Annotated in this window: 14 protein-coding genes; 9 read left to right on the top strand and 5 right to left on the bottom strand. The window is 70.3% G+C overall.

Going from position 1 to position 13,957, the window contains the following annotated elements; genetic code table 11:
- Positions 1-45 precede the first annotated feature (45 nt).
- Positions 46-1,446 (top strand): DNA recombination protein RmuC, encoded by a 1,401-nt coding sequence (rmuC, locus tag AXZ95_RS17265; protein WP_018191541.1) that lies wholly within the window; start codon positions 46-48, stop codon positions 1,444-1,446.
- 15 nt (positions 1,447-1,461) lie between these two features.
- Here the strand turns inward: rmuC and glpX are convergent, their stop codons facing one another.
- Positions 1,462-2,463 carry a class II fructose-bisphosphatase gene (glpX, locus tag AXZ95_RS17260; RefSeq protein WP_018191542.1) on the bottom strand — a complete coding sequence of 334 codons (1,002 nt, stop codon included), beginning with the start codon at positions 2,461-2,463 and terminating at the stop codon, positions 1,462-1,464.
- Positions 2,464-2,685: 222 nt separating this feature from the next.
- Here glpX and fbaA point away from each other — a divergent pair, with 222 nt between their 5' ends.
- A complete protein-coding gene (fbaA, locus tag AXZ95_RS17255) occupies positions 2,686-3,714 on the top strand; it encodes a class II fructose-bisphosphate aldolase (protein WP_018191543.1) in 1,029 nt (342 codons plus the stop codon).
- 79 nt (positions 3,715-3,793) lie between these two features.
- Complete coding sequence (locus AXZ95_RS17250; protein WP_018191544.1) at positions 3,794-4,408, top strand: DUF6264 family protein; 615 nt, start codon at positions 3,794-3,796, stop codon at positions 4,406-4,408.
- Between the two features lie 28 nt (positions 4,409-4,436).
- Here the strand turns inward: AXZ95_RS17250 and AXZ95_RS17245 are convergent, their stop codons facing one another.
- A complete protein-coding gene (locus AXZ95_RS17245) occupies positions 4,437-5,468 on the bottom strand; it encodes a 4-hydroxy-3-methylbut-2-enyl diphosphate reductase (RefSeq protein ID WP_026307232.1) in 1,032 nt (343 codons plus the stop codon).
- A 73-nt stretch (positions 5,469-5,541) separates the two neighbouring features.
- Here AXZ95_RS17245 and xseA point away from each other — a divergent pair, with 73 nt between their 5' ends.
- The 6 genes from xseA (at position 5,542) to AXZ95_RS17215 (ending at position 10,556) form a co-directional block, all read left to right on the top strand.
- Positions 5,542-6,852: an exodeoxyribonuclease VII large subunit gene (gene xseA / locus AXZ95_RS17240; RefSeq protein ID WP_026307233.1), complete on the top strand. Its 1,311-nt coding sequence runs from the start codon at positions 5,542-5,544 to the stop codon at positions 6,850-6,852.
- A 10-nt stretch (positions 6,853-6,862) separates the two neighbouring features.
- Positions 6,863-7,141, top strand: a complete 279-nt coding sequence (locus AXZ95_RS17235) for an exodeoxyribonuclease VII small subunit (RefSeq protein ID WP_018191547.1) — start codon at positions 6,863-6,865, stop codon at positions 7,139-7,141.
- Entirely contained in the window at positions 7,138-7,800 is a 663-nt protein-coding gene (locus AXZ95_RS17230) for a DUF4245 domain-containing protein (protein WP_018191548.1), read from the top strand. The genes AXZ95_RS17235 and AXZ95_RS17230 overlap by 4 nt, the downstream gene beginning before the upstream one ends.
- A gap of 38 nt (positions 7,801-7,838) precedes the next feature.
- The gene (locus AXZ95_RS17225) at positions 7,839-8,435 is read left to right on the top strand and encodes a carbonic anhydrase (protein WP_172823249.1); all 597 of its coding nucleotides are present in this window, start codon (positions 7,839-7,841) and stop codon (positions 8,433-8,435) included.
- A 35-nt stretch (positions 8,436-8,470) separates the two neighbouring features.
- Positions 8,471-9,877, top strand: a complete 1,407-nt coding sequence (locus AXZ95_RS17220; RefSeq protein WP_026307234.1) for a class II fumarate hydratase — start codon at positions 8,471-8,473, stop codon at positions 9,875-9,877.
- Between the two features lie 100 nt (positions 9,878-9,977).
- On the top strand, positions 9,978-10,556 hold the full coding sequence (locus AXZ95_RS17215) for an AAA family ATPase (protein ID WP_231374449.1): 579 nt from the start codon (positions 9,978-9,980) through the stop codon (positions 10,554-10,556).
- 62 nt (positions 10,557-10,618) lie between these two features.
- Here AXZ95_RS17215 and AXZ95_RS17210 read toward each other — a convergent pair whose 3' ends face one another.
- The 3 genes from AXZ95_RS17210 to AXZ95_RS17200 form a co-directional block, all read right to left on the bottom strand.
- Positions 10,619-11,107 (bottom strand): MepB family protein, encoded by a 489-nt coding sequence (locus AXZ95_RS17210; protein WP_018191552.1) that lies wholly within the window; start codon positions 11,105-11,107, stop codon positions 10,619-10,621.
- Positions 11,108-11,166: 59 nt separating this feature from the next.
- Positions 11,167-12,525 carry a PhoH family protein gene (locus tag AXZ95_RS17205; protein WP_026307236.1) on the bottom strand — a complete coding sequence of 453 codons (1,359 nt, stop codon included), beginning with the start codon at positions 12,523-12,525 and terminating at the stop codon, positions 11,167-11,169.
- Positions 12,526-12,782: 257 nt separating this feature from the next.
- Positions 12,783-13,901, bottom strand: a complete 1,119-nt coding sequence (locus AXZ95_RS17200) for an aminotransferase class V-fold PLP-dependent enzyme (protein WP_018191554.1) — start codon at positions 13,899-13,901, stop codon at positions 12,783-12,785.
- Between the last annotated feature and the right edge of the window lie 56 nt (positions 13,902-13,957).

The following is a 13,957-nucleotide window of genomic DNA, read 5'->3' as shown; positions in this document are numbered from 1 at the left end:
GGGCGCGGAAGCGGCAGTGTCGGCGGCTGCTGACACACTGAGGGCATGGACATCCTCGCCCTGCTCCTCGGCCTCCTGATCGGCCTCGTCGTCGGCGCCGTCGGCGCGGGCGTCGCCGTCCTGCGCCTCCTGCGTTCGCGGACGTCGACCGAGCCCGCCGCGCCGGTCGTCGACCCGGTCGTGCTCGCCGCTCAACATCAGGCCGAGCTCGCCGAGCTGCGGGCGGCCGAAACGGCGGTGCAGTCGGAGATCCGGGCCGACCTCGCCGCTGCGCACAGCCGGGTGGATGCGCTCCAGGATCAACTACGGGCCGCCCAGGAGCAGTACCGCGAGACGGTTGAGCAGCATCGCGCCGAGGCGGAGGCCCGCGCCGAGCGCGAGCGCGCCGAGAGCAAGGTGCTGCAGGCCCTCGCCCCGGTGCGCGAGAGCCTGACGGACATGCAGCGCAAGGTCATCGAGCTCGAGACCCAGCGCAACCAGCAGCACGGGCAGCTCGCCCAGCAGCTGCGGTCGGCGGCGGAGTCGGAGGAGCGGCTGCGCAGCACGGCGGAGGCCCTCGCGTCGGCCCTCCGCTCCAACAGCACCCGCGGTGTCTGGGGCGAGACCCAGCTGCGGAGCGTCGTGGAGGCCGCGGGTCTCATCGAGCGCGTCGACTTCGACGTGCAGTCGAGCATCCACTCGGAGTCCGGCGCAGGCCGTCCCGACATGATCGTGCGTCTCCCCGGCGGCAAGAGCATCGCGCTCGACGCCAAGGTGCCCTTCAACGCGTACCTCGAGGCCAGCCAGATCCCGGCGACGGCGACCGGTTCGGAGGCCGCACAGCGGGAGGCGCTGCTCAAGCAGCACGTCAAGGCGGTGCGCGACCACATCACGGCTCTGGGAAGCAAGGCGTACTGGACCGGTCTCGAGTCCTCCCCCGAGCTCGTCATCGCGTTCATCCCGAGCGAGTCGCTCGTGTCGTCGGCTCTCGAAGCCGATCCCTCTATCATGGAGTTCGCCTTCGGTAAGCGGGTCGCGCTCGCCTCGCCCGTAACCCTGTGGTCCGTGCTCAAGACCGTGGCCTTCAGCTGGCAGCAGGATGTGCTGACGCAGGAGGCGAAGCAGCTGTTCGACCTGAGCCGGACGCTGTACAGCCGTCTCTCCACTACGGCCGGTCACATCGAGAAGCTGGGCCGGTCGCTGGAGCGCACGGTCAAGGACTACAACGGCTTCGTCGGGTCGTTCGAGCGCCAGGTCTTCCCCGCGGCCCGCAAGCTCAACGCGCTCGACGAGTCGAAGGTCATCGGCGTGATCGAGGGCATCGAGGAGGCGCCGCGCGAGCTGACGGCGTTCGAACTCGTCAGCGAGCTGGAGCCCCGCGACATGCACGGGATCGACAAGCTGGCCATCGAAGAGCAGGAGCGCGCCCACGCCCTTGACGCAGAGCGCGACACCGGCGCAGCCTAAACCGCGCGCTGGACCTCAGAGCTGGTCGGGCTCCAGCCACTTCTCCGCGAGGTGGTCCGCCACCACGCGACGGGCGGTGCCTGACTTCGACCGGAGCACGATCGACTCCGTCCGGATGATCGGTCCCTTACGGCGCACGCCCTCCACCAGGCCGCCGTCGGTCACGCCGGTCGCGACGAAGAACGTGTTGTCGCCCTGCACCAGGTCGTCCGCGCTCAGAATGGTGTCCATTTTCAGCCCTGCGGCGATGCCCTTCGCCCGCTCCTCGTCGTCGCTCGGGGCCAGCATGCCCTGCATGAACCCGCCGAGGGCCTTGATCGCCGCCGCCGTGATCACGCCCTCCGGGCTGCCGCCGATGCCGACGCACATGTCGATCCGCGACTCGTAACGGGCGGCGTTGATGCCACCCGCGACATCGCCGTCGAGCAGCAGCCGCGTCCCGGCCCCCGCCGCCCGGATCTCCTCGATCAGGCCCTCATGCCGCGGCCGGTCCAGCACCGCCACCCGAACCTCCGTGACCGGCTTGCCCAGCGCCTTCGCCAGCGCCCGGATGTTCTCACCGATCGACTGCGAGAGGTCCACGACACCGTGGCCGGCCGGGCCGGTCACGATCTTGTTCATCCGGAACACGCTCGACGCGTCCAGCATCGATCCCCGGTCGGACACCGCGATGACCGACAGCGCGTTCTGCCGCCCGGCCGCCGTCAGCGAGGTGCCGTCGATCGGGTCGACCGCGATATCCACGGCGGGCCCGCGTCCGTTGCCGACATGCTCGCCGTTGAACAGCATCGGCGCGTTGTCCTTCTCGCCCTCGCCGATCACGATGACGCCGTCGAAGTTGACCGTCCCGAGGAACTTGCGCATCGCATCCACCGCCGCACCGTCGGCCGCGTTCTTGTCGCCGCGCCCGATCCACGGTGTCGCCCGGATCGCCGCCGCCTCCGTCGCCCGCACCAGCTCCATCGCCAGGTTCCTGTCCGGGTGCTGGAAGTGCGTGGCGGTGTCGGTCATGCTCATGGTGGGTCCTCCCGGACGGATTCGGAACGTCGTCGTCGATACCGGAGCGGGATGCCCGCCGCCGGACGCTGCCAGTGTATCGACCGCCCCCTGCCGCGTCAGGGGGTCCGCACGGATGTGCACCCGCGCGGAGCCCGCGCGTCCGCGAGACGCGCCCCCGGGCGCACCGGGGCGCCTCGGTATGATGAGGGCGTTCGACACCCCGATCCTCAAGGAGCCGCAATGCCCATCGCCACGCCGGACCAGTACGCAGAGATGCTCGACAAAGCGAAGGCCGGCGGCTTCGCCTACCCGGCGTTCAACGTGTCGTCGTCGCAGACGATCAACGCCGTGCTGCAGGGTCTCACCGAGGCGGGGAGCGACGGGATCATCCAGGTCACCACCGGCGGTGCCGACTACTTCGCCGGCCAGACCGTCAAGGCCCGCGCGACCGGCGCGCTCGCGTTCGCCCGCTTCGCCACCGAGGTCGCCAAGAACTACCCCATCACGGTCGCGCTGCACACCGACCACTGCCCGAAGAACGCCCTCGACGACTTCGTGCTGCCCCTCATCGCCGCCTCCGAGGAGGAGGTGAAGGCGGGCCGCAACCCGATCTTCCAGTCGCACATGTGGGACGGCTCGGCGGTCCCGCTCGACGAGAACCTCGAGATCGCGCAGGAGATGCTCAAGCGCACCAAGGCCATCAACGCCATCCTCGAGGTCGAGATCGGCGTCGTCGGCGGCGAGGAGGACGGCGTCCGTCACGAAGGCTCCAACGAGGCCCTTTACACGACCCTCGCGGACGCGGAGAAGGCGGTCGACGCGCTCGGCCTCGGCGAGAAGGGCCGCTACATGGCCGCGCTCACCTTCGGCAACGTCCACGGCGTCTACAAGCCCGGAAACGTGAAGCTGCGTCCGGAGCTGCTCAAGGAGATCCAGGACGGCCTGGCCGCCAAATACGGCCACGGCCCGAAGCCGCTCGACCTCGTCTTCCACGGTGGATCGGGCTCGACCGACGAGGAGATCGCAGAGGCGGTCCGCAACGGCGTCGTCAAGATGAACATCGACACCGACACGCAGTACGCGTTCACGCGCTCGGTCGCCGGCTACATGTTCGAGAACTACGACGGCGTGCTCAAGATCGACGGCGAGGTCGGCAACAAGAAGGCGTACGACCCGCGCGCCTGGGGCAAGGTCGCCGAGACCGGGATGGCCGCGCGCGTCGTCGAGGCGACGCAGCAGCTCGGCTCGGCCGGCCACTCCGGCAAGTAGCACTCACGGGCGGCGGTCGCGTCACGCGCCGCCGCCCGCACCACGCGAGCCACGGGCTCCAGCAAGGGAGGCGGCCACGATGGCCGAGCAGGAACCGCAGCCGGACGACCGGCCGCGCCCGCAGTACGGGGAGCTCGCGCCTCCCGGCTGGGTGTGGCGTCCGCCCGCGGATGCCGACCGTCTCGACACCTCGCGCCCGCTGGAGCGGGAGGACGACGTTCCGCCCGTGCCGGCGACCCCGGTCCTCGGGCCGCGTCCGCCGGCCCCCGGTGCTCCGCCGGCGAACGTGGACGGCCGGCCGGCGCCCACCTGGAACCTCACGCTGACGGTCCTGCTCGGCGTCTTCGGCTTCTTCGGGATGACGTACTCGATCGCGACGCTGCAGGCCATCCCCGCATCCATGCAACTGCTGCACAGCACGAACGGGCTCGGCGAGTACGTGCCCGTGCCGCTGGTCGGGACGCTCGTGCTCATCGGCTCGATCGTGATCGCGGTCATCTGGGCGGTGTCGGCCGGATTCGCCGCCTGGCTGCTGGTGAAGCGCCGCCTGGCGTTCTGGGTGCCGCTCGTCGCGGGGATCGTCGCCATGCTCGCGCTGATCATCTTCGCGGGGGCCATCCTCGCGACGGACCCGGTGCTGCTCGGGTTCTACGGGGGCGTCACGCCGCCGTCGACTCCGGTGCAGACACCGTAGCGCGCCGGCTCAGCGGTCGACTCCCGGCTCAGCGGCCGCGACCACCAAGCGCCCGCGCATCCTGCTTGCCCGTGATGTCCTTGCGGAGCTCCTTCGGCAGCGAGAACATGAGGTCCTCCTCCGCCGTCTTGACCTCCTCGATGTCCTGGTAGCCGGCACCGGCGAGGTCGTCGAGCACCTCCTGCACCAGGACCTCGGGAACGGATGCGCCGCTCGTCACACCGACGGAGGAGACGCCGTCCAGCCACTCCTGCTTGATCTCGCTGGCGTAGTCGACGCGGTAGGCGGCCTTCGCGCCGTACTCCAGCGCGACCTCCACCAGGCGAACCGAGTTGGACGAGTTGGCGGAGCCGACGACGATGACGAGGTCGGCCTGCTCGGCGACCTTCTTGATGGCGACCTGCCGGTTCTGGGTCGCGTAGCAGATGTCGTCGCTCGGCGGGTCCTGCAGGTTCGGGAAGCGCTCACGGAGGCGGCGAACCGTCTCCATCGTCTCGTCGACAGAGAGCGTGGTCTGCGACAGCCAGACGACCTTGTCCGGGTCTTTCACGACGATCGAGTCGACGTCGTCCGGTCCGTTGACCAGGGTCACGTGGTCCGGAGCCTCGCCCGCGGTGCCCTCGACCTCCTCGTGACCAGCGTGGCCGATCAGCAGGATCTGAAAGTCGTCGCGCGAGAAGCGCACGGCCTCGCGGTGCACCTTGGTCACAAGCGGGCAGGTCGCGTCGATGGCGCGGAGCCCGCGCTCGGCGGCGGCGTTCACGACGGCCGGGGACACCCCGTGCGCCGAGAACACGACGTGCGCGCCCGACGGCACCTCGTCGACCTCGTCCACGAAGATGGCGCCCTGCTGCTCAAGCTCGGACACGACGTGCACGTTGTGGACGATCTGCTTGCGCACGTAGACGGGGGCACCGTACAGGTCGAGCGCCTTCTCGACGGCGACCACGGCGCGGTCGACACCGGCGCAGTAGCCGCGGGGCGCGGCCAGCAGCACCCGCTTATGTCCGACGACCGGGTTATCCTGAAGCCGTCGCCTGGCGCCGGGAATGCGCGGCATCGGGAGGCTGATGGTTGCGTCGCTCACCCCTCGATCCTACGTGAGCGCGCTGAGCACGGAATGGGAGACGGCGGTGAGCCAGACGACCACGGTCGCAATGCAGGCGGCGCCGCCGACCGTCGACGCACCGTGGCCGGTCGCGCTGCTCAACAGCAAGATCAAGGGATGGATCGACCGGCTGGGCACCGCCTGGGTCGAGGGCGAGATCACCCAGTGGGGCATCTCGGGCGGAAACGTCTATGGAAAGCTCAAAGACCTCAACGAGGACGCCACGATCAGCTTCACGATCTGGTCGTCGGTGAAGGCGCGCATCCCGGCCGACCTCAAGCAGGGTGACCGTGTGGTGGCCGCCATCAAGCCCAACTTCTGGGTCAAGGGCGGCACGCTCACCATGCAGGTCTACGACATGAAGCACGTCGGCCTCGGCGACCTGCTCGAGCGGCTGGAGCGGCTGCGTCAGCAGCTCGCCGCCGAGGGCCTGTTCGCAGTCGAGCGCAAGAAGCGCCTGCCGTTCCTCCCCCACACCATCGGTCTGGTGACCGGCAAAGACTCCGACGCTGAGAAGGATGTGCTCCGCAACGCGCAGCTGCGCTGGCCGCAGGTGCGCTTCCGGGTCGTGCACGCGTCCGTCCAGGGCGAGCGCACCGTGACGGAGGTCGTCTCGGCCATCCGCACATTGGATGCCGACCCCGAGGTCGAGGTCATCATCGTCGCGCGCGGCGGCGGCGACTTCCAGAATCTCCTCGGCTTCAGCGACGAGCGGCTGGTGCGGGCGGCCGCGGCCGCGCTCACGCCCATCGTCAGCGCCATCGGGCACGAGGCCGACCGGCCGCTGCTCGACGAGGTCGCCGATCTGCGCGCATCCACCCCGACGGATGCCGCGAAGCGCGTGGTGCCGGACGTCGCCGAGGAGCTCGCGCGCGTCCAGCAGGCGCGCGCCCGGATGGGTGTGCGCGTCACGCAACGGATCGCGCACGAGATCGACCGGATCGGGCACCTGCGCACGCGACCCGTGCTCGCCTCCCCCTCGTGGATCGTAGACGCGCGGGCCGAAGAGCTCACCCGCTACGTCGCCCGCGGCACCGAGCTCGTCGGCCGCTGCGTCGAACGCGAGACCACGCGTGTCGCCGAGCTGCGCGGCCAGCTCCGTGCGCTGTCCCCGCAGGGGACGCTCGACCGCGGCTACGCGATCGTGCAGACGTCCGCCGGTCACGTCGTCTCCGAACCGGCCGAGGCAGGGGTCGGCACCGAACTGCGGGTCACCGTGTCGGGCGGTTCCTTTGCCGCCACGGCCGGCGACGAGCTCCCGTCGCCCGCGGGTCACGGCACGTCGGCCGGAGCCGATGGATCGTCGGCTCCAGCGGACCCTCAGCGGGACAAATAGAATGGACGTCATGCCCAGTTCCGAGACCGCCCCCGCGGGCGACCCGCTCAGCGCGCTCAGCTACGAAGAGGCGCGCGACGAGCTGATCCGCGTGGTCGGAGAGCTCGAGCAGGGGTCGGCGACGCTCGAAGAGTCGATCGCCCTGTGGGAGCGCGGCGAGGCTCTCGCCCGTCACTGCGAGGAGTGGCTGATCGGCGCGAAGGCCCGACTCGATGCGGCGCGGTCGGGCGCAGGAGCCGCTTCGCAGTCGTCAGAAGCCCCACAGTCCTCAGAAGTCATGGGCGGATGAGCCCCCGCACCAGCAAGCCGCCCGCGGTCGTCGCCGAACTCGGCCGTCCGGAGACGCCGGAGGAGACGGCCGCCCGCAAGGCGCAGAACTCGGCGAACCACCGCAATCGCCAGACGATCAACAACCTGATCTACTCGCTGATCGCGACGCTGGCGCTGGTCGCCGTGATCGTGCTTGTCGTGCCGCGCGGCAACCCGACGGCGACGAAGCCGCCGGTCGACTACGCGTCCGTCGCGCAGGAGGCGCAGGGCAGCGAGCCGGACCGCCTGCTCGTGCCGAAACTCCCCTCGACCTGGAAGTCGAACAACGCCGAGCTGCGCACCAAGACCGCCGATGGCGTCGACTCCTGGTACATCGGGCTGATCACGCCCAAGGAGCAGTTCATCGGCGTCACGCAGGGATTCGGCGCGAACGACAGCTGGGTGTCCGATCAGGTCGCCAAGTCTCGGATCGCGGGTACCCGCGAGATCGACGGCGTGACCTGGGACGTCTACGACAATCGTGCAGCGGGGTCGGGCAACGGGAACGTCGAGTACGCCCTGGTGACCCACGCCGGGGACAGCTCCATCATCGTGTTCGGCACCGCGATCGACGCCGAGTTCCGCACGGTGGCGTCGTCGCTGGCCGATCAGATCCACTCACTCGGAGGAGAACGATAACCGTGCCCACCACGCGCCCCGGAAAGATCTGGAACGCCATGCTCGAGGGCAACGCCCGCTTCGTCGCGGGCGAGCCGCAGCATCCCCATCAGGATGTGACCCGCCGCGAGGTCGTCGCCGGCGGCCAGGAGCCGGTGGCCGCCATCTTCGGGTGCGCCGATTCCCGTCTCGCTGCCGAGATCATCTTCGACCTCGGGCTGGGCGACGCCTTCGTGGTGCGCAATGCCGGGCAGGTCGTCTCCGACTCGGTCGTCGGGTCGCTGGAGTACGCGGTGGCGGTGCTCAACGTCCCGCTCATCCTGGTGCTCGGCCACGACAGCTGCGGCGCGGTGGCGTCGGCCATCGCCTCCCAGGCCGCGGACGCGGATCCGCTCCCGCCGCACATCGCCGACCTGATCGCGCCGATCGTCCCGGCCGTGCACCGCGTCGCCGGACCGGGTGCGGTCGAGCCGTCCGCGGTCGACGCCTCGGCCGTGGGCCGCGAGCACCTGCGCGACACCGTCTCCGAGCTGCTCGCGCAGTCGGAGATCATCTCTTCCGCGGTCGCCGAGAACACCCTCGCGATCGTGGGCGCCAACTACCGGCTCGCGGAGGGCCGGGTCGTCCCCGACGTCGTCGTCGGCATGCGCGACTGACACCAGCTCCCGCCAACAGAAAGGAAATACACACCGTGGTGGACACCCAGGCGGACGCCGAGTACCGCATCGAACACGACACGATGGGCGAGGTGCGCGTCCCGAAGGACGCCCTGTACAGCGCGCAGACGCAGCGCGCGGTCGAGAACTTCCCCATCTCGGGCGACGTGCTCGAGCCGGCCCAGATCGCCGCACTGGCACGCATCAAGAAGTCGGCCGCCCTCGCTAACGCCCGCCTCGGCGTGCTCGACCAGGAGATCGCCGACGCGATCGCCGCGGCCGCAGACGAGGTGGCCTCCGGCGCGCACAACGCCGAGTTCCCGATCGACGTGTACCAGACGGGCTCCGGCACGTCCTCGAACATGAACATGAACGAGGTGCTGGCGACCCTCGCGTCGCGTCGCCTCGGCCGTCCGGTGCACCCGAACGACCACGTGAACGCCTCCCAGTCGTCGAACGACGTCTTCCCGACCTCGGTGCACATCGCCGTGACCGGCGCGCTCATCGACGAGCTCATCCCGGCCCTCGATCACCTCGCGGTCTCGCTGGAGGCCAAGGCGGAGCTGTGGGCGGAGGCCGTGAAGAGCGGCCGCACGCACCTCATGGATGCGACCCCGGTCACCCTGGGCCAGGAGTTCGGCGGCTACGCCGCGCAGATCCGCTATGGCATCGAGCGCATCCGCGCCGCCCTCCCCCGCGTCGCCGAGGTCCCGCTCGGCGGCACCGCGGTCGGAACCGGAATCAACACGCCGCTCGGCTTCCCGCAGCTCGTCATCGAGCTGCTGACGGACGAGACCGAGCTGCCGATCACGGAGGCGCGCAACCACTTCGAGGCGCAGGCCAACCGCGACGCGCTCGTGGAGGCGTCCGGCGCCCTCCGCACGATCGCCGTCTCTCTGACCAAGATCGCGAACGACCTCCGCTGGATGGGCTCCGGCCCGAACACCGGCCTCGGCGAGCTCCACATCCCGGACCTCCAGCCCGGATCCTCGATCATGCCCGGCAAGGTCAACCCGGTCATCCCGGAGGCCGTGCTCATGGTGGCGTCGCGGGTCGTCGGCAACGACGCGACCATCGCCTGGAGCGGGGCGTCGGGCCTGTTCGAGCTGAACGTCGCCATCCCGGTCATGGGGACCGCGCTGCTGGAGTCCATCCGGCTGCTCACGCAGGCCAGCCGCGTGCTCGCCGACAAGACGATCGACGGCCTCGAGGCCAACCTCGACCGTGCCCGCGCCTTCGCCGAGTCGAGCCCCTCGATCGTGACCCCGCTCAACCGGGTGATCGGCTACGAGGCCGCCGCGAAGGTCGCCAAGCACGCCGTCGCCAAGGGCATCACCGTGCGCGAGGCCGTCATCGACCTCGGCTTCGTCGAGCGCGGCGAGGTCACCCTCGAGCAGCTGGACGCCGCCCTCGACGTCCTCTCCATGACCCACCCCGGCTGAGGTCTCCCACCCCCGTCGACTACGCAAAAACTGCACGCAGAATCCCCACTCTGCGTGCAGTTTTTGCGTACTCGACGGGGGGCGGAATTAGGGTCGAGGGGTGTTGTCGTACGGGGATGCGCTGCCGGGGAGGCCGCGGAGGGTGGTGGTCGCGGGGGTGTCGGGCAGCGGTAAGACGACGCTCGCCGGGCGCATCGCGCACCTGACCGGCGGACCGCACACCGAGATTGACGGGCTCTTCCACGGCCCCGGATGGGAGCCGCGGCCGGAGTTCGTGGATGACGTCCGCACCTTCACCGCGGCCGACTCGTGGACGACCGAGTGGCAGTACTCCGCGGTCCGCGACCTGCTGGCCGAACGCGCCGACCTCCTCGTCTGGCTCGACCTGCCGTTTGCCCGGGTGACGCTGCCGCGGGTCGTCCGCCGGACGCTGCACCGCCGCATCCACCGCACGGAGCTCTGGAACGGCAATCGCGAGCCGCGGCTCCGCACGATCTTCCGCGACCCGGAGCACATCATCCGCTGGTCGATCTCGTCCCGCAACACGTACGCGGAGCGCGTCCCCGTCGCGGAGCGCGCGCACCCGCACCTCGTCGTCGTGCGCCTCCGTTCGACGCGCGAGGTCGAACACTGGCTCGCTGGCCCGCTTCAAGCCGCCACCGCAACCAACAGCTCCTGAGTTTTTCGCGCAACACGCCGCCTTCCGCGCGAAAAACTCAGGAGTGGATTGCGTGGGTCGCGTCAGAACAAGCGGCGCGCGGCGTCGAGGGCTCCCGGTGCGTCGTCGGTGAGCGGGAGGAACCACGAGCACTGCCAGCTCTGGGTCGCCGCGGCCTGCGGACTGGTCGCCTCGGACCAGGGCGGATAGACCCGGAACCCGCGCTTGCCGCCCGCGCCGCCGACTGCCACGACGCCGCGCGAAGCGAGCACCTCGCGCGGGAACACGAACGCCCCGAAGCCACTCCCCTCCCGGGCGACGATCACGAGCCGCCGCTGATCGCCCGGGTTGAACGGCTCGGTACCGCCATCGGCCGCACGGCGCCAGACGGCGACGAACAGCCCGGTCTTGCGGGGCGTCACACGCGCCACCCGGAACCGAACGACACCGTCCAGGGTGTCGCACACGGCCGCGTCGTACCCGCCGTTATCCGCCTCCGGGCGGGGCGCGCCGTGCGGAACGCCCAGAGCATCCATCACTCCCAGCACCCGCTGGATGTCGGCAGCAGTCATGCGCCCTCCCCCGTCACCATGGAGACGAGGGAGGGCAGCGATGCATGACGCGCGACGGGCTACGCGAGCTCGTTGGCCTCCAGCATCTCGGTGACGAGGGCCGCGATCGCGGAGCGCTCCGAGCGGCTCAGTGTGACGTGCGCGAACAGCGGGTGGCCCTTGAGGGTCTCGATCACGCTGGCGACGCCGTCGTGCCGGCCGACGCGGAGGTTGTCGCGCTGCGCGACATCGTGAGTGAGCACGACGCGCGAGTTCTGGCCGATCCGGCTGAGCACCGTGAGGAGCACGTTGCGCTCCAGCGACTGCGCCTCGTCGACGATCACGAACGCATCGTGCAGCGACCGGCCGCGGATGTGCGTGAGCGGCAGCACCTCGAGGATGCCGCGATCGAGCACCTCGTCCAGCACGTTCTGCGAGACCAGCGCGCCGAGCGTGTCGAACACCGCCTGACCCCACGGGTTCATCTTCTCGCCCGCGTCGCCGGGCAGGTAGCCGAGCTCCTGACCGCCGACCGCGTACAGCGGGCGGAACACCATGATCTTCTTGTGCTGGCGCCGCTCCAGCACGGCTTCGAGGCCGGCGCAGAGCGCGAGCGCCGATTTGCCGGTGCCCGCGCGGCCGCCGAGCGAGAGGATGCCGATCTCCGGGTCGAGCAGCAGGTCGATCGCGAGCCGCTGCTCCGCCGAGCGCCCGTGCAGCCCGAAGACGTCGCGGTCGCCGCGCACCAGCTTCACCTCGCCCTCGGCAACGACGCGGCCCAGGGCCGAGCCGCGGTCCGAGTGGATGACGAGGCCGGTGTTGACGGGGAAGTCCGCGGCCAGCTCGGTGCGCATCCACTCGTCTTCGTACAGCGCGGCCATCTGGTCGCTGCCGAGCGAGATGTCGGCGAGCCCGGTCCAGCCGGAGTCGACGACCTGCTCGTGCCGGTACTCCTCCGCGGCGAGGCCGATCGAGGCGGCCTTCACCCGCAGTGGCAGGTCTTTCGAGACGACGGTGACGTCGAGCCCGTCGTTGGACAGGTTGAGGGCGACCGCGAGGATGCGCGAGTCGTTGTCGCCGAGCTGCATGCCGCTCGGCAGGACGGACATGTTCGAGTGGTTGAGCTCCACCCGCAGCGAGCCGCCGTCACCGACGGGGATCGGGAAGTCGAGCCGTTCGTGCTCGACCCGGAGGTCGTCGAGGTTGCGCAGCGCCTGCCGCGCGAAGTACCCCAGCTCGGGGTCGTTGCGCTTGCCCTCGAGCTCGCTGACGACGACGACGGGGATGACGACAGCATGCTCCGCGAAACGGAAGATGGCCTTCGGATCGGAGAGGAGGACGGACGTGTCGAGCACATACGTGCGCTCTTTCGTCTTCGCCGCTCCCGCTGCCTCGCCGTTCGACCGGGTTGCTGCCTGTCGGGTTGCTGATTCCGCCACGACCACTCCCACCCCGCCGCTCCCTCGGGAACCGGCGGATCTCACTGACGAGACGGCCGCTTGGTTTCGAGACGAACTTTTGTGGCCGTCTCGATCGGGCGCGGTGCCCGATGGGTTGAACCTACGCCCGGGCACCGACATCGGTTCGACCGCGCCGCCGCGTGTCGTGTTACGACGACGTGAACAATCGCCCCCACTTCGGGGAGGCGCCGACGAGCGTCAGGCGACCGGATGAGGGGATGCCCGGGAACGGCGGGTCAGGCCGCCGACGCGTACGACGTGAACGCCGCCCGCAGCATGTCGAGCGTCTCCTCCGTCGTCCCCGCGTGCACGCTGATCCGCGCGTTCGTCGCACGCACCGAGGCCGTGACGCCGTGGTTGTGGAGGGACGCGCCGAGCACGGTCAGCTGCTCGGGCAGCGGCTCCAGCACGATCATCCCGGCGCGCTCGGCGGGGCTCCGCGAGGAGCTGACCGGCACGGCGAACTCGTCGGCGAGCTGCAGCACGCGCTCGACGTTGTCGGAGATGGCCGCGGAGATCGCGCTCACGCCGACCGCGTCGACCTCTTCGAGCGCCGCCGCGAAGCGCGCCTCCGCGACGAGGTCCGGGTTGGAGATCGAGAAGGCGCCGGCGCCGCGCACCGGCTCGAGCACCTCATCCCACGGCTGCTGCGGCCCGGAGCCGGTCCAGCCGCTGAAGACGGGCGTCAGGTGGTCGATCGCGCGCTCGCTGAGCGCGAGGAATCCCGTGCCCCAGCCCGCGCGCATCCACTTCTGACCGCCCGACACGACGACGTCGGCGACCTCCCACGGGGCGTCGACGACACCGAAGCCCTGGATGGCGTCCACGATGAGCAGGCGGTCGCCGATCACCTGACGGATGCCGTCGATGTCGGCGAGGTAGCCGGTGCGCGAGTCGACGAGGCTCACCATCACGGCCGAGGTGCTGTCGGTCAGTTGCTCGCGGATGCGCGACGGCGTCACACGGCCGCCGTCGGTCTCCAGCCAGGTCGGCGTGATGACGCGCAGAGCCCGGGCCGCGCGCTCGGCGGCGTAGGTGAGGGACGGGAACTCGGACAGCGACAGCAGCACGTCGCCGCCGGTCAGCCCGAAGGCGGCGTGCAGCAGGCCGCTCGACGCGTTCGGCTGGAAGCTGACCTGGTCGGCTGGGAACCCGGTGAGGGCGCTGACGCCCTCGCGCACGCGCTCGTCCTCCGTGCGCATCCGCTCGATGGTGCCGTAGCGCGCCTTGGAGAGGATCTCGTACTGCCCGATCGCCTCCGCGCGCACGGTCGCGGACAGCGGTCCGACCCGTCCGTAGTCCAGATATCCGGGCTCTTCGCCGAACCCGCGGGCGTACTCCTCGACCGTCGTCACCCTCCGATTCTGGCCGAACCCGACCGGCCTCCGGAAATCGGCGACGAAACGAACGC

The sequence above is a fragment of the Leifsonia sp. 115AMFTsu3.1 genome (genome assembly GCF_004362795.1).
Classification (GTDB): Bacteria; Actinomycetota; Actinomycetes; order Actinomycetales; family Microbacteriaceae; genus Leifsonia.
Note: the sequence above shows the minus strand (reverse complement) of the source record. Positions and strands in the feature narration are given on the sequence as shown.